21 protein-coding genes and 1 tRNA gene are annotated in these 25,809 nt (G+C 64.8%); 10 read left to right on the top strand and 12 right to left on the bottom strand.

Going from position 1 to position 25,809, the window contains the following annotated elements; all coding sequences use genetic code 11:
• Positions 1–39: 39 nt before the first annotated feature.
• Both QRN45_RS18840 and QRN45_RS18835 read left to right on the top strand, forming a co-directional pair.
• Complete coding sequence (locus QRN45_RS18840; RefSeq protein WP_284764291.1) at positions 40–1,359, top strand: bifunctional glycosyltransferase family 2/GtrA family protein; 1,320 nt, start codon at positions 40–42, stop codon at positions 1,357–1,359.
• A gap of 59 nt (positions 1,360–1,418) precedes the next feature.
• Positions 1,419–3,560 carry a glycosyltransferase family 39 protein gene (locus QRN45_RS18835; protein WP_284764289.1) on the top strand — a complete coding sequence of 714 codons (2,142 nt, stop codon included), beginning with the start codon at positions 1,419–1,421 and terminating at the stop codon, positions 3,558–3,560.
• 80 nt (positions 3,561–3,640) lie between these two features.
• On the opposite strand, the gene QRN45_RS18830 is transcribed toward QRN45_RS18835, so the two are convergent.
• The 5 genes from QRN45_RS18830 to QRN45_RS18810 all read right to left on the bottom strand — a co-directional run bounded on the left by QRN45_RS18830 (position 3,641) and on the right by QRN45_RS18810 (position 7,631).
• Entirely contained in the window at positions 3,641–4,468 is an 828-nt protein-coding gene (locus tag QRN45_RS18830; RefSeq protein WP_284764287.1) for an amino acid ABC transporter ATP-binding protein, read from the bottom strand.
• The gene (locus QRN45_RS18825; RefSeq protein WP_284764286.1) at positions 4,455–5,120 is read right to left on the bottom strand and encodes an amino acid ABC transporter permease; all 666 of its coding nucleotides are present in this window, start codon (positions 5,118–5,120) and stop codon (positions 4,455–4,457) included. Before QRN45_RS18825 ends, QRN45_RS18830 begins: the two co-directional genes overlap by 14 nt.
• Before the next feature lie 15 nt (positions 5,121–5,135).
• The gene (locus QRN45_RS18820; protein ID WP_241708172.1) at positions 5,136–5,954 is read right to left on the bottom strand and encodes an amino acid ABC transporter substrate-binding protein; all 819 of its coding nucleotides are present in this window, start codon (positions 5,952–5,954) and stop codon (positions 5,136–5,138) included.
• A gap of 247 nt (positions 5,955–6,201) precedes the next feature.
• On the bottom strand, positions 6,202–6,909 hold the full coding sequence (locus QRN45_RS18815) for a hypothetical protein (RefSeq protein WP_241708173.1): 708 nt from the start codon (positions 6,907–6,909) through the stop codon (positions 6,202–6,204).
• Complete coding sequence (locus QRN45_RS18810) at positions 6,906–7,631, bottom strand: hypothetical protein (protein ID WP_078106258.1); 726 nt, start codon at positions 7,629–7,631, stop codon at positions 6,906–6,908. Before QRN45_RS18810 ends, QRN45_RS18815 begins: the two co-directional genes overlap by 4 nt.
• Before the next feature lie 256 nt (positions 7,632–7,887).
• Between QRN45_RS18810 and QRN45_RS18805 the strand changes: the two genes are divergently transcribed.
• Together QRN45_RS18805 and QRN45_RS18800 are read left to right on the top strand one after the other, a co-directional pair.
• Positions 7,888–9,558 carry an ABC-F family ATP-binding cassette domain-containing protein gene (locus QRN45_RS18805; RefSeq protein WP_284764284.1) on the top strand — a complete coding sequence of 557 codons (1,671 nt, stop codon included), beginning with the start codon at positions 7,888–7,890 and terminating at the stop codon, positions 9,556–9,558.
• Complete coding sequence (locus QRN45_RS18800; protein ID WP_284764282.1) at positions 9,555–11,468, top strand: ABC transporter ATP-binding protein; 1,914 nt, start codon at positions 9,555–9,557, stop codon at positions 11,466–11,468. The genes QRN45_RS18805 and QRN45_RS18800 overlap by 4 nt, the downstream gene beginning before the upstream one ends.
• 27 nt (positions 11,469–11,495) lie before the next feature.
• Here QRN45_RS18800 and QRN45_RS18795 read toward each other — a convergent pair whose 3' ends face one another.
• The 5 genes from QRN45_RS18795 to QRN45_RS18775 all read right to left on the bottom strand — a co-directional run bounded on the left by QRN45_RS18795 (position 11,496) and on the right by QRN45_RS18775 (position 16,812).
• Positions 11,496–12,428 carry a GGDEF domain-containing response regulator gene (locus QRN45_RS18795; protein ID WP_284764281.1) on the bottom strand — a complete coding sequence of 311 codons (933 nt, stop codon included), beginning with the start codon at positions 12,426–12,428 and terminating at the stop codon, positions 11,496–11,498.
• Positions 12,425–15,781, bottom strand: coding sequence for a response regulator (locus tag QRN45_RS18790; protein WP_284764280.1), 3,357 nt, complete (start codon positions 15,779–15,781; stop codon positions 12,425–12,427). The genes QRN45_RS18795 and QRN45_RS18790 overlap by 4 nt, the downstream gene beginning before the upstream one ends.
• A gap of 88 nt (positions 15,782–15,869) precedes the next feature.
• Positions 15,870–16,286 (bottom strand): NUDIX hydrolase, encoded by a 417-nt coding sequence (locus tag QRN45_RS18785; RefSeq protein WP_241708178.1) that lies wholly within the window; start codon positions 16,284–16,286, stop codon positions 15,870–15,872.
• Positions 16,283–16,738, bottom strand: coding sequence for a DUF6314 family protein (locus QRN45_RS18780; protein ID WP_284764279.1), 456 nt, complete (start codon positions 16,736–16,738; stop codon positions 16,283–16,285). The genes QRN45_RS18785 and QRN45_RS18780 overlap by 4 nt, the downstream gene beginning before the upstream one ends.
• Before the next feature lies 1 nt (position 16,739).
• A tRNA-Arg gene (locus QRN45_RS18775) sits at positions 16,740–16,812 on the bottom strand.
• 141 nt (positions 16,813–16,953) lie between these two features.
• Between QRN45_RS18775 and QRN45_RS18770 the strand changes: the two genes are divergently transcribed.
• The 3 genes from QRN45_RS18770 (at position 16,954) to QRN45_RS18760 (ending at position 19,949) form a co-directional block, all read left to right on the top strand.
• Positions 16,954–17,715, top strand: coding sequence for a DUF998 domain-containing protein (locus tag QRN45_RS18770; protein WP_241708179.1), 762 nt, complete (start codon positions 16,954–16,956; stop codon positions 17,713–17,715).
• A 277-nt stretch (positions 17,716–17,992) separates the two neighbouring features.
• Complete coding sequence (locus QRN45_RS18765; protein ID WP_241708180.1) at positions 17,993–18,439, top strand: DUF7793 family protein; 447 nt, start codon at positions 17,993–17,995, stop codon at positions 18,437–18,439.
• Positions 18,429–19,949: a putative bifunctional diguanylate cyclase/phosphodiesterase gene (locus QRN45_RS18760; RefSeq protein ID WP_241708181.1), complete on the top strand. Its 1,521-nt coding sequence runs from the start codon at positions 18,429–18,431 to the stop codon at positions 19,947–19,949. The genes QRN45_RS18765 and QRN45_RS18760 overlap by 11 nt, the downstream gene beginning before the upstream one ends.
• A gap of 75 nt (positions 19,950–20,024) precedes the next feature.
• Here the strand turns inward: QRN45_RS18760 and QRN45_RS18755 are convergent, their stop codons facing one another.
• Entirely contained in the window at positions 20,025–20,312 is a 288-nt protein-coding gene (locus QRN45_RS18755) for a hypothetical protein (protein WP_241708182.1), read from the bottom strand.
• A gap of 173 nt (positions 20,313–20,485) precedes the next feature.
• Between QRN45_RS18755 and QRN45_RS18750 the strand changes: the two genes are divergently transcribed.
• The gene (locus tag QRN45_RS18750; RefSeq protein WP_241708183.1) at positions 20,486–21,526 is read left to right on the top strand and encodes a hypothetical protein; all 1,041 of its coding nucleotides are present in this window, start codon (positions 20,486–20,488) and stop codon (positions 21,524–21,526) included.
• Between the two features lie 18 nt (positions 21,527–21,544).
• Here the strand turns inward: QRN45_RS18750 and QRN45_RS18745 are convergent, their stop codons facing one another.
• On the bottom strand, positions 21,545–22,171 hold the full coding sequence (locus QRN45_RS18745) for a hypothetical protein (RefSeq protein ID WP_241708184.1): 627 nt from the start codon (positions 22,169–22,171) through the stop codon (positions 21,545–21,547).
• A 33-nt stretch (positions 22,172–22,204) separates the two neighbouring features.
• Between QRN45_RS18745 and QRN45_RS18740 the strand changes: the two genes are divergently transcribed.
• Together QRN45_RS18740 and pcrA are read left to right on the top strand one after the other, a co-directional pair.
• A complete protein-coding gene (locus QRN45_RS18740) occupies positions 22,205–23,047 on the top strand; it encodes an inositol monophosphatase family protein (protein WP_241708185.1) in 843 nt (280 codons plus the stop codon).
• Between the two features lie 147 nt (positions 23,048–23,194).
• Positions 23,195–25,765 (top strand): DNA helicase PcrA, encoded by a 2,571-nt coding sequence (pcrA, locus tag QRN45_RS18735; protein WP_241708186.1) that lies wholly within the window; start codon positions 23,195–23,197, stop codon positions 25,763–25,765.
• The last annotated feature ends 44 nt before the right edge of the window (positions 25,766–25,809 follow it).

Genomic DNA, 25,809 nt, shown 5'->3' with positions numbered 1-25,809 from the left:
TTCAGGGAAGCCCCAACCTTCGTTGCGTACCTTGGGACAATGTCCAATGCGATGACGACCGACTCCGGACGGCTGCCTGCCGAACAAACGGAACGGCAGCAGCCCGGGGGACAAGAGCAAGCGACGGAGTCCACCGCCCGCCGCATCCCTGCCATCCGGCCCGAACGGGCTCCGATCAGCACGTCCGACGGCAGGGTGATTCTTGACGTCGCGATACCGGTCTACAACGAAGAAGCTGCCCTCGAACCGGCGGTCCGTCGCCTGCATTCCTATCTCAAGGACAGCTTCCCGCACCTGTTCACGATCACCATCGCGGACAATGCCAGCACAGACTCGACCCTGGAGATCGCACGCCGCCTCAGTACCGAGTTCAGTGAAGTGCGCGTCGAGCACCTGGACCGGAAGGGGCGCGGGCGGGCGCTTCGGACCGTATGGCTCGCGTCCGAGGCGGCAGTGGTCGCCTACATGGATGTCGATTTGTCCACGGATCTTGCCGCCCTCGGTCCACTCATTGCGCCGCTCTTGTCGGGGCACTCGGATTTGGCGGTCGGAACCCGCTTGAACCGAAACTCGCGTGTCGTTCGAGGAGCCAAACGGGAGTTCATCTCCCGAAGCTACAACCTCATCCTCCGCGGCTCATTGGGCGCACGCTTCTCGGACGCCCAATGCGGCTTCAAAGCCATCCGTTCCGATATCGCGCGCGCCCTCCTGCCGTGCACCGTCGACGATTCCTGGTTTTTCGACACCGAATTGCTGGTCATCGCCGATCGGGCCGGTCTCAGGGTGGCCGAGGTGCCGGTCGACTGGACGGATGACCCGCACTCGTCGGTTGACATCGTGCGGACCTCGATCGATGACTTGAAAGGGATCGCGCGGATCGGGCGGGACATGATGACAGGGCGGATACCGGTCGCCGAGCTGCGCACCGCCCTTGGCCGCAAGGCCCCGGACAAAGGCAACGGCGCGCTCCTGGGGCAAATGCTCCGTTTCGGCGTCGTGGGTGTCGCCTCGACGTTGGCCTATCTCGCCCTGTTCGTCTTCATGCGTACGTTCGCCGATGCGCAGACCGCGAATTTCGTGGCAATGCTCATCACGGCGGTTGCCAACACCGCGGCCAACAGGCGGCTGACCTTCGGGGTGTCCGGAGCGACGGGAGCTGTACGGCACCAGTTCCAGGGCCTTGTGGTCTTCGCCCTTGGCCTGGCGCTGACTTCCGGGGTCCTGTTCTGGCTGGCCTCCGGCGGTGAGCCCCCCAGGGCGGTCGAAGTAGCGGGCGTCGTCGGCGCCAACCTCCTGGCGACCCTGCTGAAGTTCATCCTGTTCAGGGTCTGGGTCTTCAAGCAACCGCGCCAGCCCTAGGCGTGCGGAAGCCCACAAACGCTCCATTTCAAGTGAAAGACACAATGAGCTCCAAATCCATGACTGTCACCACCCCCACCCGGGACCAGAACGCCGCCGCTCCCCGAGAGGCCGCTTTTGCCAATCGATGGGAGCGCCTGGCGTACGGCGAAAATCAACCGCGGTGGGTCAGGCCCTCGGCCGCGGCACTGCTCCTGGTTGCCGCGCTGGTCTACGTGTGGAATCTGACGAATTCCGGATACGCCAATTCCTTCTACGCTGCGGCCATCCAGTCTGGGACAAAGAACTGGACGGCGTTGCTGTTCGCATCCCTGGACCCATCGAACGCCATTACGGTCGATAAGCCGCCGGCAGCTTTCTGGATACCCGCCCTGCTGGGCCGCGTCTTCGGGTTCAATTCCTTCACCATGCTGCTGCCCCAGGCAGCGATGGGGATCGCTTCCGTCGGGATGCTCTACTTGGCCGTCAAACGGGCGGCGGGACCGGCCGCAGGCCTTGTCGCAGGAGCTGCCCTCGCCGCGACTCCAGTGGCCGCACTCATGTTCCGTTTCAACAACCCCGATGCCATGATGGTCTTCTGCCTCATGGTTGCGGCCTGGATGACTGTGAACGCCACCCAGAAGGCCAGCCCCGCGTTGCTTTTCTGGGCAGGAACGTTTGTGGGCATGGCCTTCCTGAGCAAGATGCTTGAAGGGCTGATGACCGTCCCGGCGCTCGGACTTGCCTACCTGTTGGCCGCACCGGTTCCGCTCAAGAAGAGGCTTCTGCACTTGCTCGGCGCCGCGGGAGGCATCACGCTCGTCTCCGGCGCGTACGCGCTTGTTTTCCAACTCACTCCGGTATCCGTACGGCCATACATGGCGGGGTCGCAAGGAAATTCCCTGTGGGAACTCGTCTTCGGCTATAACGGGCTGAGCCGGATCCTAGGCCGAGGCAGCGCGACCCCCGGGGGAGGCGCGGCACCGGACTTTGCCCGCTATTCCGGTGGCGCCGGTGCTGTGCCGGGCGGCGGCGGAGGTGGGGCTGGATTCTCGTTCGGCGGCCCTCCCGGTGTCCTCCGCTTGTTCGGCGGCGAGTTCAGCGCTGAAGTGGCGTGGTTCCTGCCCGCCGCGTTCCTCCTCCTGGTAGCCGGACTGTGGTTCACGCGCCGGGCCGCGAGGACCGATGCGATCCGGGCCTCCTTGGTCTTGTGGGGCACATGGCTGGTCATCACCGCCGCTGTCTTTTCCTTCATGAGTGGCACCATCCACGCCTACTACACGGTCGAACTTGCCCCTGCCGTCGCCGCGTTGCTCGGCATCGTCGGGGTCCAACTCTGGAAACACCGGTCCCAGCCTGCGTCCCGGGCCGTGCTGGTGTCGGCTGTCCTGCTGACGTCGATATGGTCCTTCGTGCTGCTTTCCAGCGACCCGGGGTGGCTCCCGTGGCTCCGATGGACAGTTCTCGCTGCAGGCATCCTGAGCGCAGCCTTGATCGCCGCTGGTCCGATCCGGCTTGGGAAAGCCAGTGCAGCGGCGGCGATCCTGGCGCTCTTGTCAACAGGCCTCGGCGCGGGCGCATGGACTGTAGCCACTGCGGCCACCGGCCATACCGGAGGCTCGCCTTCCGCGGGACCGGGCTCAGGAGCGAACAACCAAGCGATGGGGCTCGCAGGGCTCACCAGCCCGGCCGGTTCCGCCTCCCGTAACGGGGCATTCGACCGCTTCCGTGGTTCCGATGCCGCCAACCCCCAGGCCGCGGCAGGAGGATTCACCGAACCCCTCGGGAATTCCGCGCTGAACACCCTTCTGCAGGCGACGAAGACGAAGTGGTCTGCTGCCACCGTTGGCGCGAACAGTGCCGCAGCGATTGAGCTCGGTTCCGATACTTCGGTGATGGCCATTGGCGGTTTCAGCGGTTCCGATCCATTTCCGGCCCTGGACCAGTTCAGGCAAATGGTTGCCGCAGGACAAATTTCCTACTTCGTTCCGGGCAGTCCCTTTGGCGGTCCGGGCGGCCAAGGCGCGCCCGGCAAGGCAGGTGCCTCGGATCCTGAAAATCCCGGACAGGGCCCGGCGGCCCGCAGCGATAGTGGAACCGAGGCACGTGGCCTCGGACGGGCAGCCGGGAACGGCACATCCTCGGCCATCACGCAGTGGGTCGAAGCAACGTTCCCGGCTACGACAGTCGGAGGGAGCACCGTCTACCGTCTGCACCAATGAGCGGGTGGCCCTGGCCCAACTAACTCGCAGTTAATGTCGTTCTGGAGGCCCAAAACGACAACAAATGCGAGCTAGTTGGGTCAGACGTCGTGCTGGAGACGCTTGACGAATTGCTTGGTGCGTTCCTCGCGCGGTTCCCGGAGGACCTCCGCAGCAGGACCGCGTTCCACCACCACGCCGCCGTCCATGAAGATGACTTCATCGGCAACCTGGCGGGCAAAGGCGAGCTCGTGCGTCACGATCACCATGGTCCAGCCTTCGTCGGCCAGTTCCTTGATGACACCCAGCACCTCACCCACGAGTTCCGGGTCCAGGGCCGAGGTGGGCTCGTCGAAGAGCAGCAATTGGGGCTTGAGGGCCAAGGCCCGCACGATTCCCACGCGTTGCTGCTGGCCGCCTGACAGTTCGAAGGGGTAAGCGTCGCGCTTGTCAGCGAGGCCCACCCGGGCCAGGAGCCGCTCGGCTTCGGCAACAACTTCCGCGCGGGGGCGCTTCTGGACCTGCAGCGGTCCCTCGATGATGTTCTTGAGGACCGTCATGTGCGGGAACAGGTTGTAGTGCTGGAACACCATGGCGCTGCGGTCCCGGAGGGCGGCGATCTCCCGCTTGCCCACGGTTCCCGCGAAATCGAGCGTCAGTCCCGCGCCCGACCCCCGTACCGTACCAGCGTCGGCGTCCCCGAAGGTGACTGTACCGGCGTCGGGCACTTCGAGGCCGTTGAGCGAGCGCAGGACAGTCGTCTTTCCCGAACCGGAAGGCCCGATCAAGGCAACCACCTGTCCGCGGCGGACTTCGATGTCGATGCCCCGCAGCACCTCGTTGCTGCCGAAGGCTTTGGCGAGGTCCCGCGCGGACAAGACCAGCCCGGAGTTCCCCTGGGAGGCGTTGCTGGGCTCAGTGGGCGACATAACGGTCCAATCTACGCTCCAGGGCGGACTGGCCCGTGGAGAGGACGAGGCAAATGACCCAATAGACCAAGGCCGATTCGAGATACAGGATCATGAATTCCTGGCTGAACGCGGCAATTTGCTGGGCGTTGCGGAAAAGCTCGGTGACCAGGATGAGTGAAGCCAGCGAGGTGTCCTTCACGAGGGAAATGAAGGTGTTGGACAGCGGAGGCACCGAAACCCTGGCCGCTTGCGGCAGGATGATCCGCACAAGCGTTTGCGGCCGCGACATTCCGATGGTGTGCCCGGCCTCCCATTGGCCCTTGGGCACGGACAGGATCGCGGCGCGGATGACCTCGGCCGCGTAACCGCCCACATTGAGCGAAAACGCGATGATGGCACTAGGCCACGGCTCCAGCTTCACGCCAATGCTCGGGAGGCCGTAGAAGATCACGAACAATTGCACCAACAAAGGCGTCCCGCGGATCACGGAAACGTAGAAGCGCGCGACGCCGGAGAGCAGCTTGTTGGGGCTCAGCCGCAAGAGCGCAACGAGCAGGGCCAAGGCCAGGCCCAGGGCGAACGAGGCCAGTGTCAGGGGGATGGTACCCGTGACGGCGCCGCCGACGATCGGCCCGAAGGAACTCCAGACGAGGTCCCAGTTGAAGGTCATCTGTTTGGCCGCCGGCTACTTGGTAACGTCTGCGCCGAAGTACTTCTGGGAGATCTTTGCCAGGGTTCCGTCTGTGCGAAGGTCCGCGAGGGCTTTGTCCACTGCGGCCTTGAGTTCGGTGGATCCCTTGCGGAAGACCATGGCGCTTTGCGTCTTGTCGGTGGTCTCCGCCGCGATCTTCAAGCCGGAGTCCGGGGTGCTCTTGGCGTAATCGAGATAGGTCAGCTTGTCGTTGACCGTTGCGTCGACGCGGCCCTGGCGGACCAAGGTGGCGGCTTGCGCCCAACCTTCGACGGACTGGACGTTGGCGCCGGCGTCGACTGCCATCTTGTAGAAGTTGCTGGTCAGCGACTGGGCGGTGGTCTTGCCTTTGAGGTCGGCGAAGCTGTTGATGGAGTTGTTGTCGGACTTGGTCACCACGACGCCGTTGGAGATCGTGTACGGCACCGAGAAGTCATACTTGGCCGTGCGCTCAGGGTTGATGGAGATCTGGTTGGCAATAGCGTCGAAGCGCTTGGCATCAAGGCCCGCGAAGATGCCATCGAACTGGGTTTCCTGGAAGGTTGCCTTGACGCCGAGCTTGCCGGCCACGGCCTGGGCGATTTCGACGTCGAAGCCCGTGAGGGGGCCGGCTCCGTTGTCGTGGAAGCTGAACGGCCGGTACGTGCCTTCGGTGGCGATGACGATCTCGCCTTTGGACTTGACGTCGGAGAGCGAGGTGTCTCCACCCGACGTCGACGACGGCGAGGAGCCGCCGCCGCAAGCGGACAGTGCCAGCGCGACGGCGGCAAGGGTTGCGGACAGGGCTATGCGGCGATTGGACAAGCTCTTCATGAAAGCCATCTTAGTCACGGGACCGTACCAGCTTGCCCCGGGCCTACACACAAGGACGCTTAAATAGGCTGAGTGGGGGCGGTCCCCAACAGCCCGCCACCACTCATCCCCCCAAAAGTGCTTCCGCACGCGCCACGAACCTTGGAAACCCGTTCATTGATTCAAAGGTCAGGCTGCGTCGCCTTCACACATTCATAATTATGCCACGATATAATGGATTTATGAAAGAGGTTACGCGGTATGTTTTTTACGTTACCGCGCGGCGAGTCCGACTGGCAACGGTCTTGGACAACCAGATACCTCCCAAGCCAAGCGCAGCCGCCAAAGCGGCCGAGTAATTGATGAGCGGGCGCAGCCACGTGTTCGAAAGCGGGATGAGCGGAAACACTTGGGAAACGATGAGCAATCCGAGGCCCAGGAGCAGGGTCGCGGACGCGGCGCGGAGCAGGACGGGACCCGGGTTTCGAACGGACCGCCACATGCCCGGGAGAAGGCATACGGCGACGTAGCCCGGGTAAAACCGTCCCAAAGCCGCGTAGACCTCGAGTGACGGCCCCCACGTCAGCGCGTCCAGGCCCACGCTGGAGCCCGAGGTGTCCGTCGAGAAGAAGAAGGCGGCGGTCAGGACCGCGGTACCACCCAAGACGGCCAAACCGATCGGCCCGCGGATGGCACGTTCACCGCCGGGTGAGCCAAACGCCCGGGCAACCTTGATGCCCATCAGCAGGAACGTTCCGTAGAGCAGGAACCGGAGCAGCAGGTTGCAGAGGTTGAAGTTGCCCAGCCATCCGTCAAACAGCATGTACGGACCCTCGATGCTGAGGAGGATGTCGAGGGAAATCAGGGCGAACAGGACGAACATCATCCGGTTTTCACCCCGCACGGCGCTCGGAATGCGAATGGCCGTCAAGGTGACGCAAACGAGGAGCGTGGCCCACGCCAATACGGTGATCATCCCAAGTTTTCCCAGATTCTGTTGTTGTGGTCGAGCTCGTGTTCATGGCGGCGCAGGGCCTTGCCCAGCGCCTGCAGGCGTTCTCCGGCCAACAGTGCCAGTTCACCCTCGGTCATCCTGTCCAGGGCGGCGCGCCGCGCCCCGGGGGGCCATCCTGCCTCGGCCTCGGTGACGAGGCCGCTGGCCACGAGCCCTCCGGCCGGTCCGACGCCGGCGGCTCGCGACGTTGCCAAGGCCAGTTCAGGGGGCAGCCTGTTGGCCGTCAGGTGCGCGGAGAAGTTCTGCGGCGCAATCCCGCTGGCCTCGCTCACGCGGTGGCGCAGTTCGCCGTCGTCGATCGCGTCCACCCAGTTCCTGACCGAACTCGCGTGCGGAGTCTCTGCCAAGACCAAAGACGCGACGCCGTCCCGGGGGCCGGAGCGCTCCACGACTGCCCGCAGCAGGTCCATGGTGGAGACCTGGCTGACGAGTTCCGCGTCAGTAGGGGGAACCGGGGTCCCGCGAAGCGCCGCGTAGGCCTCGAATTGCGCCAACGCGTCGAAGGGATTCATGTCGAAGGCCCGGCTGATGCTCACGAGCGAACTCTCGGCCACCTTGCCGCGGACCAATTGCTGGGCCAACGTCGTGCGTTTCACTCCCGAAAAGCGGCACACATCAGCCGTGCTGGTGTCCGGGGCGATACCGTGCAGCCAGCGCTGGAACGCCTTGGAAGGGAGGGACATTAACCACTTTCTGATAGGCGAGGACCGGCGTGCGGCATCCGGCAGGCGGCTCCTGCCAGCTCGCGTGAGGTCGATTTTACGATGAGCGCACATTGAATTATGCTTGATTCTCGAACCCGCTGGTCCGCACACCCCCCAAGTACGGACCGGCGGGTTCTTCCATGCCCCGGTCTTTTTCGCACGGCAGGGTTTTCAAACGGTTGCCCCAGGTGGCCGGTCTTTCCGCTCAGGAGCGGAGCAGTGAGAGGATAGACCAATGACTGCAACGCTTGTCGCCAAAGAGCTCTCCGGCGGCCACGGTCACCGCACCTTGTTCTCGAAGCTCTCCCTCACAGTCGCGCCAGGAGACGTCGTGGGTGTCGTCGGCGCCAACGGCGCCGGGAAATCCACCCTGCTGCGGATCCTTGCGGGAGCCGACCGCCCCCAGGAGGGCACGGTCAGCCTCGCTCCCAGCGACGCCTTTGTCGGCTGGCTGCCCCAGGAACACGAACGCACCCCCGGCGAAACCGTCGCGGCCTACATTGCCCGCCGCACTGGTTGCGCCCAAGCAACGGCCGAGATGGAAGCCGGCGCCGAGGGGCTCGCGGCCGGGACCCCGGACGCCGACGACGCATACTCCTTGGCTTTTGACCGCTGGATGGCATCGGGTGCCGCGGACCTGGAGGACCGGATTCCCGCGGTGTTGGCGGAGCTTGGCCTCGAATCGGGTCCGGACGCGCTCATGACCGGCCTTTCCGGAGGGCAGGCCGCCCGCGTTGCCCTCGCCGCGCTCCTGCTGAGCCGCTTCGACGTCGTGCTCCTCGACGAACCCACCAATGACCTGGACCTCGACGGACTCGCCCGGCTTGAATCGTTCGTCCAGGGCCTTCGCGGCGGCGCGGTGCTCGTTTCGCACGACCGTGAGTTCCTGGCGCGCTGCATCACCAAGGTGCTGGAGCTGGACCTGGCCCAGAGCAGCGTGGCGGTCTACGACGGCGGCTACGATTCCTTCCTCGAAGAGCGGGCGGTGGCAAAGCGGCACGCCCGGGAACGCTACGAGGAATTCGCCAACACCAAGGCTGATCTCGTGTCCCGGGCCCGGACGCAGCGCGAGTGGAGCTCGCAGGGTGTCCGCAACGCCATGAAGAAGAGCCCGGACAACGACAAGATCCGCAGGGCGGCGAGCGTCGAGTCGTCGGAAAAGCAGGCACAGAAAGTCCGGCAGATGGAGTCGCGCATCGCCCGGCTCGACGAGGTGGAAGAGCCGCGCAAGGAATGGCAGCTGCAGTTCAGCATAGGCCAAGCTCCGCGCTCCAGTTCCGTCGTGGCGACCTTGCGCGACGTGGTGGCCCACCAGGGCGATTTCACGCTCGGACCGGTCAATCTCCAGCTCAACGCCGGCGAACGAATTGGCATCACCGGACCCAACGGAGCAGGAAAATCCACCCTCCTGCGGCTGCTGCTGGGACTCCAGGAGCCCGACGCCGGAGACGCTTCCATGGGTGCGTCCGTGGCGATCGGCGAGATCGACCAAGCCCGTGGACTGCTGGCGGGGCACCTCACCCTGGCAGACGCCGTCGAGGCCGTCCTGATCGAATGGAACTCGGCGGATGTCCGCACCCTCCTGGCCAAGTTCGGCCTCAAGGCGGACCACACTTCCCGGACCGTGGATTCCTTGTCCCCGGGCGAACGCACCCGCGCGGCGCTCGCGCTGCTGCAGGCCCGCGGCGTCAACCTGCTGGTCCTGGACGAACCCACCAACCACCTGGACCTGCCGGCGATCGAGCAGCTTGAGGAAGCCCTCGACGGCTACGACGGCGCGCTCCTGCTGGTCACGCACGACCGCCGCCTGCTCGAAAACGTCCGGCTCGATTCCCGCTGGCACCTTGACAACGGCACCGTGACCGAACTGCACCACACTTCCGGAATGGGGAATCACAAGCCATGAGCATGGATGGCGTCGCCTGGCGCTCGCTCTACAACATCACCCGCGCCAAGAGCGGCTCCCAGCCGTTTTCGCGGGAAACCATCAAGCGCGTGCTCGCTTTCGCGAATCCGTACCGCAACAAGCTGATTGCCTTCGTCCTGGCCTCCATCGCCGGCGCATTCCTTGCAGTTGCCACTCCGGTGCTGGCCGGCAAGGTGGTGAATGCGCTCATCGCCAAAGCAGGCGTGGACGTCGTGATCGGGCTGGCCGCGCTCATCGCTGCCGTGGCCGTCGCCGACGCCGGAGTGGGACTGCTGACCCGGTGGCTGTCTTCCGTGATCGGCGAAGGCGTGATCGTTGATCTCCGGACGCAGGTGTTCGACCACGTGCAGCGCATGCCCATCGCTTTCTTCACACGGACCCGGACCGGCGCCCTCGTCAGCCGGCTCAACAACGACGTCATCGGAGCCCAGTCGGCCTTCGCGGGCACGCTCTCCGGGGTGGTCAGCAACATCGTGTCCTTGATCCTGACACTCGTGGTCATGCTCAACACCTCCTGGCTGGTCACCGTCCTGGCGATGGTGCTGCTCCCCATCTTCCTGATCCCCGCACGCCGCATGGGCTCCAAGCTGGCCGACCTCCGCCGTGAGGCCGCGTCCCACAACGCGGCCATGGGAACCCAGATGACGGAGCGTTTCTCCGCACCAGGAGCCACGCTCGTCAAACTCTTCGGCCGCCCGGACGAAGAATCCGCCGAGTTCGCCCTGCGGGCCGGCCGCGTGCGGGACATCGGCGTCCGCACCGCCATGTTGCAGTTCACGTTCATCACCGCGCTGACCCTCGTTTCCGCACTTGCCCTCGCACTCGTTTACGGACTGGGCGGTTGGCTTGCGCTGAGCGGGCAGCTGGCCGCGGGCGACGTCGTTGTGCTGGCGCTGCTGCTCACCCGGCTCTATGCGCCGCTCACCGCGCTGTCGAGCGCCCACGTCGAGGTGATGAGCGCGTTGGTCAGCTTCGAGCGGGTCTTCGAGATCCTGGACCTCAAGCCGCTCATCCAGGAGAAGCCCGACGCCGTCGCGGTGCCTTCGGGACCTGTCGCGGTGGAGTTCGACGACGTCCGCTTCGGCTACCCGTCCGCGGAAAAGGTTTCCCTCGCCTCCCTCGAGGAAGTGGCTACGCTCGACACGCGCGGCGGCGAGGAGGTCCTGCACGGTATCAGCTTCCGCGTGGAGCCCGGGCAGACCGTGGCGCTCGTGGGGTCCTCCGGCGCGGGCAAGTCCACCGTGGCGCAACTGCTGTCCCGCCTGTACGACGTCGACTCCGGCGCCGTGCGCCTGGGCGGGCACGGGTGGGGTACCGGCCTGGACATCCGGGACGTAACGTTCGATTCCCTCAGGGCGACCCTGGGCATGGTCACCCAGGACGGCCACCTGTTCCACGAAAGCATCGCCTCCAACTTGCGCCTGGCCCGGCCGGGAGCGACGGACGAGGAAATGTGGGACGTGCTCCGGCGCGCCCGGCTCGAAGCCATGGTCCGCTCCTTGCCGGACGGCCTGGAGACCGTGGTGGGGGAGCGCGGTTACCGGCTTTCCGGCGGGGAACGCCAGCGGCTCACCATTGCCCGGCTCCTCATCGCCCAACCGAAGGTCGTCATTCTGGACGAAGCCACAGCAGCCCTGGACTCCACCAGTGAAGCGGCCGTCCAAGCGGCCTTGGGCGAGGCACTTGAGGGACGCACCGCCGTCGTGATCGCCCACCGGCTCTCCACCATCCGGGCGGCCGACGTCATCCTCGTCGTGGAGGACGGATCGATCATCGAGCGCGGCTCGCATGCAGAGCTCCTCGCCGCGGACGGCCGATACGCAGAGCTGTACAACACGCAGTTCGCCGAGGCGACGGCCGTGGCCCAGGAAGCTGTTCCGGAGCTTTAGGCGCGGCGCCGGCGCCGGCCCTTAGAGTCAGCTCCTGGTGTGTTGACGGACTTCGGGCGCGACCTCCACACGGTTCCGGCCGGCGGACTTGGCGGTGTACAAGGCCATATCGGCTTCCTTGAGGAGCCGTTCGCTGCTGACCCGGTGGTCGGGCACGAAGGCCGAGAGACCGGCGCTCAAGGTCAGGGTGCCCGAAGGGTTTCCTGAGTGGGCAATCCCCAGGTCCCGCACTGCCTCCAGTGCGCGGGCGAGCCTTGCCTCTGCGCCGGATGCCGTCTGGCCGGGCAGCAGGAAGAGGAACTCCTCCCCGCCGAACCGGTAGATTCCATCGCTTTCGCGCCCTTGGGCGGCAAGGGAGGCCGCTACCGACTGCAAGGCGAGGTCGCCGGCCTGGTGGCCATAGAGATCGTTGTATCTCTTGAAATTGTCCACGTCGCAGATCGCCAGGCTGTAGTCCGTCCCGTTGCGGGCGCTTCTGTCATGCAGCCGTTCCAGGTCCTCCGAGAGCTTCAGCCGGTTATGGAGCTTCGTCAGAGGATCGGTCCGCGCTTGCTCCGCGAGCGCGGCACGGTAGCGGGCAAGGTCCGTGTGCAGCGAAGTCACCCGTTGCGCCACCAGCAGCCGGGTGTGCAAAGCGAACGGGTCAAGCGGCTTGGCCACGTAATCATCAGCACCGGCGTGCATGCCCGCGACGACGTCCTCGCGGGCATCCTTCGACGTGACAAGGACAAGATAGGTGTAGGAGTCTTCTTCCGCGCTCCGGATGGCGCGGCAGAGCTCCAGTCCGTTGAGCCCGGGCATCATCAGGTCAGTCACGACGACTTGCGGCCGGTGTTGCCGGTACAGTTCCCAGGCGGAGCTGCCATCCGCTGCCACGATGCATTCATGGCCGGACTGCTCCACCGCGGCCTTCGCCACGAGGCGCGAACCGAAGTCGTCGTCCGCCACCAGGACCTTCACGAGGCCACCGACAGGGCGTGGTCCAAGGCTTTGTCAACGAGGGCAAGTTCGGCCTCAAGGCCGGCTATGAGCGCCGGATCGACAGGCTTGCCGCTTGATGAGCTGCGTTCCAATTCCTCGCACATCCGGGCGGCGCGGGCGGCTCCGATGTTGGCTGCGGCGCCTTTCAATTTGTGGACCACCTGTCTGAGAGCTTCTCCGCTTCCGTTGTCCAAAGCCTGGCGGAGTGCTTGCAGGCTCGGTTGAATGTCTTGCCTGAAGGCCTGGGCCGCGGCGGGCAGCAACCCCAGTCCGTCTGCCGGGCCGAGGTCACGCAACGTTTCCAGCCTTGCGGGGTCGAGGGCCGGTCCGGCATCTTCCTCGGAACTTTCCGGGATCCATCGCGAGAGAACCTGGTCCAAGGTGTCCACGTCCACCGGTTTGGTCAGATAGTCGTCCATGCCGGCCGCGAGGCAGCGCTCACGATCCTCATCCAGGGCCCCTGCGGTCATGGCAATGACGGGGAGCCGCCTGCGGCCATCGTTGCGTGCCCGGATGGCCTTGGTGGCCTCGAATCCGTCCATGACGGGCATATGGCAATCCATCAGGACCGCGGCATACTCCTTGGCCGCGGTGGCGGCGACTGCTTCGCTGCCGTCGGCCACGACGTCGGCGTCGTACCCGAGCTTCGCGACCATGCTGCGGGCCACGAGCTGGTTGACCTCGTTGTCCTCGACGACCAGAATCAGGCCGTGCGAAGGCTGGCTGATGGTTACAGGGATCGCCGGAGAAACCGCGGGAGCCGCGAGTGGGCGGGCCGCTACAAGACGCATGAGCCGGTCGTAGAATTCGGAGCTGCGGACGGGTTTCGTCAGCCATTCCTGGACCCCGGCGGCCACAAGTTCGGCTTTGTCCACATTCATGGTGGACGTCAGCATGATGATCCGCGTCGATTCCAGCGCGACGTCGGTGCTCAGCTTGTGGGCCAGTTCCAAGCCGTTCATGTCCGGCATGCACATGTCCAGCACCGCAATGTCGAAGGGACGTCCGGCGGCGGCTTCTTCACGGCAGCGGTCCAGGCCCTGTTGGGCGTCGCCGACAGCCTCAGGATTCATCCGCCAGCCCGCCAATTGCGCTGTGAGCACCAGCCTGTTGGTCGAGTTGTCGTCCACCACCAGGACCCGCAGTCCCGTGAGCTGCTCGGGCGAGACCGACGGCGGAACTGCGGCGGGCCCGCTCACCGCCAAGGGAAGGGTGGCCCAGAAGGTGCTTCCGTTGCCCAAGGAACTGTCGACCCCGATCTCGCCGTCCATCACTTCGGTGAGCCTCCGTGAGATCGCCAGCCCCAGGCCGGTTCCACCGTATCGCCGGGTGGTGGAGGCGTCGGCCTGCGAGAACGACTCGAAGAGCCTGAGATGGTCTGCCGCCTCGATCCCGATCCCGGTGTCCCGGACTTCGAAGCGCACCCGCACGTTCGTGGATTCCTGCTCCACGACCTTCAGGCTGATGACGACTTCCCCCGAGGGGGTGAACTTCACGGCGTTTGAGGCCAGGTTGAGCAGGATCTGCCGGATGCGGCCGACGTCGCCCACCAGCATCGCCGGAACCTCCGGGCGGCAGTAGGCAATCAGCTCAAGGCCTTTGGCTTGTGCGGGCTCGGCAAGGAGGACCGCGAGTTCCTCCACCAAGGTGCGTGGATTGAAGGGCACAGGGTCAAGATCGACCTTGCCGGCTTCGAGTTTCGAGAAGTCCAGAATGTCATTGATCAGGGTGAGCAGGGCTTCGCCCGCCCCCTTGACGCCCTCGGCATATTGGCGCTGGGCTTCTTCCAAGGGGGTGTCCAGCAATAAGCCGGTCAACCCGATCACGCCATTCATCGGCGTGCGGATCTCATGGCTCATCGTCGCGAGGAACTCCGACTTCAAGCGGCTGGCTTCCTCGGCGGCTTCCCTGGCAGTCACCAACTCGGCCTGGGCGATCCTTCGTTCGGTGATGTCCTGGGCGATCGTGGCGACTCCGCGGATGCCGCCGGTGCCGCGGATCGGGGACATGGTGATCGAGACCGGAACGGGGGAACCGTCGATGCGGAGCCGTGTTGTTTCGTAGCTGTGGGTTTCGCCGCCGGCCCTGATGGCCGCCATGAGCTGGTTCTCCTCATCCTGAAGCTCATCCGGAATGACGAAGGAAACATTCCTGCCTATTGCCTCTGCGGCGCTGTACCCGTAGATCCGTTCCGCGCCGGGGTTCCAGCTGGTGATGACACCGTCAAGGGTCTTTCCCACGATGGCGTCCGCCGAGGAGTTGACGATCGCGCCGAGGCCTTCAAGCTCCGCCGTCCGCTGGGCAACCTTCGATTCGAGATCCCGGGTCAGGTTGATGTTCTCCAGGATCATGAGGATCTGGCGCGTGACGGCGAGGGCCAGCACGGTAAGTCCTACGGTCTGGAGGAAGGGGTCGCCGGGGCGCCCGACGCGTATGGGCGCCACCATGACGGCACCGAAAACGGGGACATAGGGGAGGAGTTCCAGGGCCAGGGTGTAAAGGCGCCGGTCCGTCCTGGGACGCGGGGCGTAAGGGACCAAAGGGGCAACGGCTATCAGCAGGAACGCCGCGATCCACCCTGCTGCCAAGGGTGTTCCGGTGAGCCCAGTGACTCCGTCGGAAGTCTGGTCCACGTAGGTGCTGTCAGTGATCGCCAGGACCAGGAGGCCGCCACCCAGGCAGGCCCACCTGAGGCGCTCGCCGGGTGCCGTCCGCATGGTGAGCATGAGGACAAGGGAAACCATCACGATATCGGCAACGGGATAGGCAAGGCCGGTGAGGTGGACGAGGGGGTCCGGCCCCTCGGCCTTGTACATGGAACCGAGGACGGTGGCCCAGCTGATGAACAGCACCGCGGAGGCGATCACTGCCGCATCAAGGAGTCCGCGCAGGAAAGCAACACGGGAAACCCTGGGACGCGGGAACAAGTAGAGGCCGATCGCGGCCGGGATCGAATAGCCGACGAATGCGGCATCTGCTGCGGATGGGTAGGGATAGTCGTGGTCAAGCGTCAGCCCGTAGAAGGTCCAGATTGATTGACCGATGGTCCAGATCAGCGTGGCCAGCGCCATGACCCACCATGCGCGGGAGCTTTCGTCTTTGCGTCGGGCCGCGCGGGCGCAACTGACCGTGGCGAGCAGCACCGCCGCCAGGATGGCGAGATCCCCGGCGGACTGGGCCGCGGACGTCCCGTGGTTGATTCCGAGAACCATCGCCAGGACGGCAACTGCGGCACCGGCGGCAATGACCGCCCACAGCAGGGTGGGCTTTCGCAACCCGTAGCCGCTCATGCCGATGGCCGGAGCGTCGCGGCGCTCATCAAGATATTGCATGCGATCCCCCAGCTGGATCTGACAATGCGGGGCTGTATTAGGTTAAACCAAACTTTGCCACCAGTCGCCTGAAAGCTCTACTGGTTCTTCATCTTTGGGCGAGCAAGGGCAGCACGTGGTCGGTCAGGAGGGGAGCCAAATCGTCCGGAAGTTCGGCAGAGAGATCCAACCAGCGGATCTCTGCGATCTCGGCCGAAGGATGGGCTTCCCACGTTCCCGGTGCCGTGAAGACGGTGGCTTCGATGTCGGTGGCGGCCTCGTTCGCAGCGGCAGCGAGCCAGCTCCCCAAGGGCTCCAGCCCGGCCGGATCGACGTCGATTCCGACTTCCTCGGCCAGCTCGCGGGATGCCGCCTCCGCCGCTGTTTCACCTGGTTCGGGCTTGCCTCCCGGGTGCATGAACTTGTCCGTGCCGCGCTTGCGCACCGTCAGCAGCCGTCCGGCGTCGTCGTAGACGCAGACCGCGCTGACCACAATCAGGTCCTTTGCTGGGCGGTTGCGGGTCATTGCTCTCTCCTTAGCCGGGATTCCAGCAGCAAGTCCTTGGCCGGTCCCTGGACGTCCCAGGCGTAGCTGAAAGCGTCCAGTCCGCCCCAGAGGTAATTGACCTTGTAGTCATCGGGATCGCACCAGTGGCTGTCCTCGTTGGCGTGGTCTCGGAAGCTCATGCGGTGGAAGGGCTTCCCGTCCGGGAAATAGACGTCCATGGCGGCGGGGGAGTCGCCGGGCCGCAGGAGGTATTCGCGGAAGGCCGGACCCGTGTGGGTGGGCCAGGTCATGGTGCCGTCTTCGCGAAGGGCGAGGCCGCCGTCGGGGGTTCCTGAATAGCGCACGACGCCGGTGAACGTGCCTCGGGCGCCGCTCGCGCGGTCCCACAGGGACCGTTCCACGGTCCAGCTGCCCAGCAGGTAGGCCCGCAGGTCTTGCGTCGGAGACGATTCGCGCAGCTGGTCTTTCAAGTGCCCTCGATTGGAATCGAACCAACGACACCGGCTTTAGGAGAGCCGTGCTCTATCCACTGAGCTACGAGGGCCTGTGCACGTGCTGGAAGCTCCGGGGAGCCGCTGGCCGGGCACGCATACAAGCATACAAGCTGCCGGGGCGCCCCCCGAACACCGCCGCGGGCAACAGGGGCGGCGCGGCAGAGGGGCGGGCTGAGGCTAGGCTGGCCCGCATGAGAGAGCAGATGACGGTGCCGGCCGCATCCGGCGACCACCTCCCGGACCTGGGGACCATCCGCTCCAACATCGGAGGCTGGGCCCATTTGAGCGTGGTGCAGTATTTCGTGGCCGAATCGGCGGTGATAGAAGCCTGGCGCGGCCCCGAGCCCTACGATCGCCGGACCGGTTTCATCAGCGATCTTGGCGCGCTCAAATGCGGGATCTACGAACACCGCGACGTCTGTTCGCCCCTTCACTTGCTCATGAATGCCTCCTTCGTGGTGCAGGGCCTGGCGTTGCTCTTCGGGGCGTTGCTGCTTAGTTCCGCGCTCCTGTGCATCGCGGCCCGTCCCGGCGTGCGGATCCTGCAAGGCGCCGGCTACCGCAAAGCGTGGCCCACCGCCGTCGCGGTCCGTGTCTTGACGGGGATCTCCGGGCTGGGGACCGTGGTTGTTGGTTTTGTGCCGGAGGACCTGGGGTCTCCCTTCCACTTCGTGGGCGCCCTCATGTTCTTCATCGGAGGTGCATTCGCCCTGGTGCTCCTCGGAGTGCTCTGGCTGCCGCATACTCCCATGAGCTGGTTCATCCTGGTATGCGGAACGCTGACCCTGGGCGCCCTCGTGGTCGGTGGGCTGACGCGGATGGATGTCCCCGAACCCGGAACCTTGGAACGCCTGATGGGCTATCCGGTCACGATCGGATTTTCCGCCGCAGGGCTGGTGGTGGCGCAAAGGGTCCGGGACGTACGGCGAACGGCGCGGCTTGCAAAACGCTGAGTTTTCGCGGGTAGCCTCATGTCAGCGAGTGGGTGGTCTTTGCATTATCATGAGTGCACTCACCGGAAAGGCGCCGGGCTGAGGGTTCCACGCAGTTTTGGCGCAGACTAGATTGACCGATACGGCAGAACATAGGACCCATGACTCATCAGCTTGTTCGGCGTGGTCCGGGACACGCAGGCGTTATTTTCCCCATAGGGGCAGGATCCGGCCTTTCGGGTCGTGCCCTTTGGAACGCTCACGGGCCGATCGCCCGACGGCGGCAGGCCGCACGACGATGAGCGCCCGGACACTGCCCGCCCGGGATTGCACGCTTCCCGATGACGCTTCGGAGCCTTCAGCCGAAGTCGTGACGGCCCTCGCCGATCAGATCACCGTCGACTTGGCGGCGGACGGGATTGTCGAGGTCACCCTGCCGCCGAACTCGGTCGTCCGCTCGCCGGAAGCCCGGGCGGCCGCGGCGGCCGTTCGCATGTTTGCGGACGGCCGGAGGCTTCCGCTGCTACTCAGAGTGACCGGAGTACTGTCCGTCACCGACGACGCGCGCCTGACGTACACGAATTCCGTGGCTGTTTCAGCCTGTGCCCTCTTAGGGGAGAGTCCTGTGGACCGTGTGATTGCACATTTTCTCCTTCGCGCGAAGCCAGGCTCCCTCCCGGGACAGTTCTTCACCTCAGAGGCGGAGGCCCGTGACTGGTTGAGAGAGCACCACCGTGAACCATGAGCCCCAGGACCCGCGACTCCTTGCCCTTGTTGAAGGGGTGGTGCGGATTGCCGACGGCGACCTCAGCACGAGGATCCCGGTCTCCGGCCCGCGGGACGAAGTGGCTGCCGTCATTACCGGGATCAACCTCATGGCCGACGATCTTCAAGCCATCTACCAGGAGCTCGAGGAACGGGTCGAAAGCCGGACTGCCATGCTGCGCGAGGCCCAGATCGAACTCGAAAGGATGGCGCTCACTGATCCGCTGACTCAATTGGCCAACCGCACGGCACTCGAAAGGGCGCTGAACCATGAACTCGTTGAGTCCGAGAGGGGTGAGCTCCCGCCGGCGTTGCTCGTTTTGGACTTGAACTCATTCAAGGGGATCAACGACACCTTGGGCCACGGCGCAGGGGACACCGTCTTGAAGGTCACTGCAAGGCGCCTGATCTCAGCGGTCCGCGACACTGACATGGTGGCCAGGCTCGGCGGCGACGAATTTGCCGTCATGCTGCCAAAATCCAATGCCGCGCATGCACGGGGCGTCGCCAAGCGGATCCTCCGGGCCGTCGGTGAGAGCATCGACATCGGCGAAGTCCGGATCATCTGCGGCACCAGCATCGGGCTCCGGGTCGCGGAACCCGGACAGTCCGTGGACGACCTCGTCATGGAAGCCGATACAGCCATGTACGCGGCAAAGGCAGAGCAAGGGAGCAGCGTCAGGGTTTTCGAGCCGGCTTTGTTGTACGCGCGCCGGCTCCAAGGACTCATGATCTCGGAACTGCGTGAAGCCATCCGCACAGATCAGCTGGTCCTCCATTTCCAGCCTGTTGTCGAGTTGGCCTCGGGCAGGATTGAAGGCGCTGAGGCGCTGGTGCGATGGAACCACCCCGAAAGGGGATTGTTGATGCCGGATGCCTTCATCCCGCTGGCCGAGGAAACCGGAATCATCCTCGACCTCGGGTATTGGGTCCTTCGGCGGGCAATGCAGCAACTGCGCGAATGGCAGGACGGCCCGGGGGTGGCCGAAGACTTCAGCATGCGGGTCAATATTTCAACAACGGAACTTCAAAGCCTGGAATTGATCGAGCACGTCCGGGAAGTGCTCGCCGAAACCGGAGTGGAAGCATCCAAGCTGGTCATCGAGCTGACGGAGTCAATGGCGGTGAACGGCAGCGACATCGACAGATACTCGCTGACCGGCCTCCGGCGTCTGGGCATCCGCTTGGAAATCGACGACTTCGGCACGGGCTATTCGTCGATCAGCTACCTGCGCAGCCTTCCCGTCAACGTGGTCAAGATCGACCGCTCCCTCATCCAGGACCTGGGCAAGGACGAGAAGGAACGGAACTTTGTGGCGGCCGTTCTCCAACTCATTCATGCGTGCGGAATGCAGGCCGTTGCCGAGGGCATCGAAACTGCAGAACAAGCGGCTGAGCTTGCCCGCCTGGGCTGCGCCAGTGGCCAGGGCTATTACTTTGGCCGGCCCATGGCAGCGGAAAAGTTTGCGGAACTGCTGCGGGGCGCCTGAACGCACTTACTCCCGCGACGGAAGAACGGCAACAGAAAGGCACCGGACCCAAGGTCCGGTGCCTTTCAGGTGGAACTAGTTGGACGGAGTGGAGTTGGGCCACCAGCCGATTGCCTGGGGTGACACCTGGGTGGTGGCGTTGGGCCACCAGCCGATTGCCTGTGCCGCACCCTGGGTAGCGGCGTTGGGCCACCAGCCGATTGCCTGTGCCGCACCCTGGGTGGCGGCGTTGGGCCACCAGCCAATGGCTACGGAGGAATCCTGCGACGGGCCCTGGCCGCTGGCGGACACCGCTGCCGAGCCGGTAATGCCCGCGAGCAAGATTGCTGCTGCCGCGAGGAGGGCGGCGAAAGTTCTTTTCATGCGAAAGCTCCTGATAGTTTTTGTGACTGATGCGACTGAAGTGAACAAAGTGAAGCACGCTCATTATAAGAGTAACGACACGCCGTGTCATCAATGCTTGGTCGGCATCTTCCAAAATCGTGCTAATTGCCCTTCCGCGTCTCGACGAAGTGTCTCAGGGACATAATGGAGCTATGCGAGAAAAAAAGGTTGCGCCGGCGTACGCTGCGGTGGAGCTTGAGGCGAGGGAGCACCGCGCCAGCCATGATTTCACCAAGGCTGCCGACGGCGCGCGTTCGGCCGCCGATATTGCCCGCGACGAGGGCGATTCCACGGGCTGGTGGAACATGACCTTCCTGCAAGCCGAGAACCTTCTCGACGCCGGTGATTTCGCCGAGTGCACTGCCTTGGCGAGATCCCTTTCCGAGGCATCGTTGGCTGCAGCCTCACCCCAGCACAGGGCCAGGGCACTCATTTTGATGGCGAACTCCCTGCGGAGTGAAGGACTTCTGGAGATGGCGACGGCGGCCGCGGCGTCGGCTGTGGGCTTGGTCGATGATGACGCAGACATGGAAATCGACGTCCATGCACGGCAGGCTCTGATCGCGACGTATGGCGAATCCGGAAAGCTTGAGGAGGCTTGGGAGGAGTGCCTTTCGCTCTCGGAAAGAATCTCCGATGAGATGGATGACCAACTGGCCGGCAAGGCGTACTGGGTCATCGGCAATGTGGCATTCCTCTGCGACAAGGTCGCTGAGGGCCTCCATTACCATGAACTCGCCGCGGAGACTTTTTCCCCGTCACGGAACCTGGACGTCTGGGCCAAGTTCAACAAGGCATCGGCGGCGATGAGGCTGGCGGCGGACGTGGCTGACGCCGCCACCTTGCGGTGCATCGAACGTGCCGAACTTGCCACGGATGTTGTCGGGGGGAGCGAAGAGGAAATTCTCCTGCTTCGCCTCAACCGCGCGCATTGGAACTACCTGGCAGGAGACGCCGGAGCGGCGCTTGAGCTGCTGGGCGAAATCAGCGGCAGCGCAGATCAGCTGCCTTCGCAGATCGCGGGCGAAATATTCCTCTTGATGGCGCGTGCCCAAGCCGATACCGGGAGCAAGCAGGCGGCCAAGGAAAGCCTGGTCGAAGCCGCTGACCGCTTCGACAAGGCAGGCGCCCACCAGCGTGCTCTCCAAGCCAGGGAGATGCTCGCGCCGGGGAGCGGCTCGGATCAGGAGTAGCCTCGACGGGCCGGCCTGTCAGGCGCTCTTGGAACGCCGCCTCCCCAGGAATACAGCCGCGACGCCAGCCAAAAGGCTTAGCAGGAATAGTACCCAGCCCACAACGGTGAGGGTGGAAGCCAACGCCACCTGGCCGGCGTCGGGCGTTGCGGTCCCCAGCGCGGCGTCGACCGCCACGTTGCCGCACAAGCGGACCACCGCGAACAGCAGGGGAGCAGCCCACAGGGCCCACCGCATCGCCTTCGCGGCCACATTGGTGCCAATGAGCAGAAGCCAGGTGAAACCGAAGATCAGCGGAAACAGCGTTCCGGCGGTCTTGTGGATGTAGCTGAGCTGTCCGCGGGCGTCGTCGGTCATGGCGCCATGCAATTGATGGACATAGTCGGTGGAGAACCCGCCGACAAGTGAATCGGGCATGGCCATGCCGCCGGATAACTGGGTCATCTGGTTCAGGGTCAGGAGGTGCACATACCAGAACAGGAACAGGCTGGCCACGACCCCGGCGATCACGATGAGGCGGCCGTTGTTCTGCGCCTTCTCAGGGCCCTGCTGGGCGGTGGGATTGATCACCGACGGCAAGTGGTGCTGGGGCACGGCGGCATTGGCACCGTGCTTCTTGATGCGTTGGGCTGGGGTCTTGGCCATGTCATTCATTATCCCGCCACATAAGCTGGACCCATGACCACTGGCAGGCACTCCGCCACAGAACTTGATCCTTCGCTCGACGACTACGAACTCGCTGCAGCCCTGGTCCGGGAAGCCGGGCAGCTTGCCCTGCTGATGCGGATGGGCGGCTTGCAGGGGGAACGGAAGACCTCGGTTTCGGACGTGGTGACGGCCGCGGACCATGCAGCCGAGGCCTATGTCCTTGAGCAACTGCGCCGTTGCCGCCCGCACGACGGCATCCTGGGTGAAGAAGGAAGCTCGGTGGCAGGGAGCAGCGGCCGCACGTGGGTGATCGATCCCGTGGACGGCACCTACAATTTCCTGCACGGCTCGACGTATTGGTGCTCGGCGATCGCCTTGAAGCACGAGGGCACGGCATCGCATGGTGGTGCCCCGGACGCCGACGTCATCCTCGGGGCCATCTATCAACCGGAGCTCGACAAGCTCTGGACAGGCGGCGAAGGCCACCCCGCGACCCTCAACGACGAACCGGTCACGGGACCATCCGGAGCTGCCCTCAGCGAACTCGGCGCCGCGACCTACATCCACCCCACCTGGCTCGCCGATCCCCGCGCCGCCATGCCGTGGCACGCCGCAGCGGTGTCCACCGCTTCACTGCGCATGTTCGGCTCCGGGTCCTGCGATCTCGGTCGGGTTGCCGACGGCGAACTGGGCTGCTGGTTCCAGCACAGCTGCCCCGAGTGGGACTGGCTCCCCGGCAAAGCGATCGTCCGCGCGGCCGGCGGGGACACCGACGTCGTGCGCGTCAACGGCCTGGACTGGTTCATCGCGGGAGGCCCGACGGCGGTCCGCGAGTTGCGCGCGGCCCTCACCTCGGTGCCGCAATTCGCCTGAGCATGCGCCTTTCTTGGTCCGGGGAGTGGACATAGCGGTGTTATGTCCACTCGTTCGGGCGAAGAGGGGGCATGTCCCGTGGGGGAACCGATCCTGGGCGGCATCCGGACAATGAGTGTCAGGGCCACCGCCTAGACTGTAAACACCATGGATATGTTGTTTGACCCGTACGCGGATGGCCCCTTCAAAGCTGCAAGCACAGCTGCCACCAAGGCCGCTCCGGCCGTGCTTTCGCGCGCCGGAAGCGGCTCTGCACCCGGCGGCTCTGCGCCCGGAGGGGGTTCTGCATCCGGCGGTTCCGTGCCCGGGGGTGCGTCTGGTGCGTCCTGGGGAGGGACGCCCGGCGGTGCCGAGGAGCGGGGCCATTCGGGCTTGCCGTCCGCGGACGCATTGCTCCAAGGCTTGAATCCGCAGCAAGAGGAAGCCGTCAAGCACGCGGGCAGCCCTTTGCTGATCGTGGCTGGCGCAGGTTCGGGCAAGACCCGCGTGCTGTCCAATCGCATTGCGTACCTGATCGCCACCAGGAGGGCCCACCACGGTGAGATCCTGGCGATCACCTTCACCAACAAGGCGGCCGCGGAAATGCGGGAACGCATCGAAGCCCTCGTGGGTGCCCGCGCCAAGTCCATGTGGATTTCAACATTCCACTCCTCCTGCGTGCGTATCCTGCGCCGCGAAGCCGCCAACGTGGGGCTGAACTCCAACTTCTCCATCTACGACTCCGCAGACTCCCTGCGGCTCATCACGCTCGTCGCGAAGAACCTGGACCTTGATCCCAAGAAGTTCGCGCCCAAAGCGATCCAGCACAAGATCTCGGCCCTCAAGAACGAGCTCATCGACGACGACGCGTTCGCGTCGAGCGCCAACTACAACGAACCCTTCGAGCAGGCCGTGTCCGAGGTCTTCAAGGGCTACACCCAGCGCCTGCGCCAGGCCAACGCCATGGACTTCGACGACCTCATCGCACAGACCGTCTACATGTTCCGGGCCTTCCCCGCGCTCGCAGAGTCCTACCGCCGTCGTTTCCGTCACGTCCTCGTTGACGAATACCAGGACACCAACCACGCCCAGTACGCATTGGTCCGCGAAATCGTCGGCGAGGGTCCCCACGCGAGCGAGCTGACCGTCGTCGGCGACTCCGACCAATCCATTTATGCCTTCCGCGGTGCGGATATCCGCAACATCGTCGAATTCGAGAAGGATTACCCGGAAGCACGCACCATCAAGTTGGAGCAGAACTACCGCTCCACCCAGAACATCCTGAGCGCGGCGAACTCCGTTATTTCGCGCAACCCCAACCGCCCGGACAAGAAGCTCTGGACGGCCGAGGGTGACGGCGAAAAGATCATCGGCTACGTGGGGGAGAACGAGCACGACGAAGCCCAGTTCATCGCCAAGGAAATCGACCGGCTCCAGGACGAGGAAGGCCTGCGTCCCGGCGACGTCGCCATTTTCTACCGGACCAACGCCCAGTCCCGCTCCATTGAAGACGTGCTGGTCCGGGTCGGCCTGCCGTACAAAGTGGTGGGCGGCACCCGCTTCTACGAGCGCAAGGAAATCAAGGACGCCCTCGCGTACCTTCGCGTCCTGGTGAACCCGGACGACGACGTCAATTTGCGTCGCGTCCTCAACGAACCCAAGCGGGGAATCGGCGATCGCGCCGAAGGAGCCGTGGCGGCGCTTGCCGAACGCGAACGGATGTCGTTCATGACTGCGGCACGCAAGGCGGACCAGGCTCCCGGCATGGCCACCCGTTCCGTGAACGCCGTCTTGGGATTCGTGAAACTCCTGGATGACCTGGCCGAAGTGGCCTCGGGTTCCGGGGCTGCGGCAGCGTTGGAAGCGGTTCTGGAACAGACGGGGTACCTTGCAGGGCTCCGTGCCAGCACCGATCCGCAAGACGAGTCCCGCGTGGAAAACCTCGCCGAACTGGTGGCGGTGGTCCGGGAATACGAGCGCGACAACCCTGAAGGTTCGTTGGGTGAATTCCTGGAGCAGGTTTCCCTCGTAGCCGACGCGGACCAGATCCCGGACGCTCCGGAAGGATCCTCCGAGGACGCAGCCGCCGCCGTGGCAGAAGCCAAGCGGATGGGCGTCGTCACGCTCATGACCCTCCACACGGCCAAGGGCCTGGAGTTCCCGGTAGTTTTCCTGACCGGCATGGAACACGGGCTGTTCCCGCATCAGCGGTCCGCAACCGATCCCAAGGAGCTGGCAGAAGAGCGTCGCCTGGCCTATGTGGGCCTCACCCGGGCACGGAAGCGCCTCTATGTCACCCGCTCGGAAGTCCGCAGCATGTGGGGCCAGAGCCAATACAACCCCGCCAGCCAATTCCTTGAGGAGATCCCCACCGGTCTGGTGGAGTGGAAACGCGAAGGTACCTCCCGCCAAGTGAGCGGCTGGGGCAACGCCCCGATCGGTTCCGGGCGTTACGGCGGATCCTTCTGGGGTGCCGGCACCTCGCGCGGGGCTGCCGCCAGTGCGACGGCGGGCTTCAACGCCGACGTGCCTGCCGCCGTCGTACGCAATCGTGTCCAGCCGCAGAAGGAAGTGGTCGCCGTCGCCGTCGGGGACAAGGTGAACCACACGAGCTTCGGGAACGGCACCGTGATCGGCGTCGAAGGCGCCGGCGACAAGACCGTGGCGAAGGTGAAGTTCGACGTCGGCGAGAAACGGCTGCTGTTGCGTTACGCGCCGCTGACCAAACTGGATTCCTAACGGCTCCGGCGTCCTGTCGTCCTGGCATGGCGGCGTCCGGAGCG

The organism is Arthrobacter sp. efr-133-R2A-63 (assembly GCF_030209795.1).
GTDB classification, from domain to species: Bacteria; Actinomycetota; Actinomycetes; order Actinomycetales; family Micrococcaceae; genus Arthrobacter; species Arthrobacter bambusae_A.
This window is presented reverse-complemented; position numbering and strand designations above follow the sequence as displayed.

Excerpts from the sequence above, each read along its gene's own strand:
- QRN45_RS18840 (WP_284764291.1), top strand. The coding sequence starts at position 40 with ATGTCCAATGCGATGACGACCGACTCCGGACGGCTGCCTGCCGAACAA.
- QRN45_RS18835 (WP_284764289.1), top strand. The coding sequence starts at position 1,419 with ATGACTGTCACCACCCCCACCCGGGACCAGAACGCCGCCGCTCCCCGA.
- QRN45_RS18830 (WP_284764287.1), bottom strand. The coding sequence starts at position 4,468 with ATGTCGCCCACTGAGCCCAGCAACGCCTCCCAGGGGAACTCCGGGCTG.
- QRN45_RS18825 (WP_284764286.1), bottom strand. The coding sequence starts at position 5,120 with ATGACCTTCAACTGGGACCTCGTCTGGAGTTCCTTCGGGCCGATCGTC.
- QRN45_RS18820 (WP_241708172.1), bottom strand. The coding sequence starts at position 5,954 with ATGAAGAGCTTGTCCAATCGCCGCATAGCCCTGTCCGCAACCCTTGCC.
- QRN45_RS18815 (WP_241708173.1), bottom strand. The coding sequence starts at position 6,909 with ATGATCACCGTATTGGCGTGGGCCACGCTCCTCGTTTGCGTCACCTTG.
- QRN45_RS18810 (WP_078106258.1), bottom strand. The coding sequence starts at position 7,631 with ATGTCCCTCCCTTCCAAGGCGTTCCAGCGCTGGCTGCACGGTATCGCC.
- QRN45_RS18805 (WP_284764284.1), top strand. The coding sequence starts at position 7,888 with ATGACTGCAACGCTTGTCGCCAAAGAGCTCTCCGGCGGCCACGGTCAC.
- QRN45_RS18800 (WP_284764282.1), top strand. The coding sequence starts at position 9,555 with ATGAGCATGGATGGCGTCGCCTGGCGCTCGCTCTACAACATCACCCGC.
- QRN45_RS18790 (WP_284764280.1), bottom strand. The coding sequence starts at position 15,781 with ATGCAATATCTTGATGAGCGCCGCGACGCTCCGGCCATCGGCATGAGC.
- QRN45_RS18785 (WP_241708178.1), bottom strand. The coding sequence starts at position 16,286 with ATGACCCGCAACCGCCCAGCAAAGGACCTGATTGTGGTCAGCGCGGTC.
- QRN45_RS18770 (WP_241708179.1), top strand. The coding sequence starts at position 16,954 with ATGAGAGAGCAGATGACGGTGCCGGCCGCATCCGGCGACCACCTCCCG.
- QRN45_RS18765 (WP_241708180.1), top strand. The coding sequence starts at position 17,993 with ATGAGCGCCCGGACACTGCCCGCCCGGGATTGCACGCTTCCCGATGAC.
- QRN45_RS18755 (WP_241708182.1), bottom strand. The coding sequence starts at position 20,312 with ATGAAAAGAACTTTCGCCGCCCTCCTCGCGGCAGCAGCAATCTTGCTC.
- QRN45_RS18750 (WP_241708183.1), top strand. The coding sequence starts at position 20,486 with ATGCGAGAAAAAAAGGTTGCGCCGGCGTACGCTGCGGTGGAGCTTGAG.
- QRN45_RS18745 (WP_241708184.1), bottom strand. The coding sequence starts at position 22,171 with ATGGCCAAGACCCCAGCCCAACGCATCAAGAAGCACGGTGCCAATGCC.
- QRN45_RS18740 (WP_241708185.1), top strand. The coding sequence starts at position 22,205 with ATGACCACTGGCAGGCACTCCGCCACAGAACTTGATCCTTCGCTCGAC.
- pcrA (WP_241708186.1), top strand. The coding sequence starts at position 23,195 with ATGGATATGTTGTTTGACCCGTACGCGGATGGCCCCTTCAAAGCTGCA.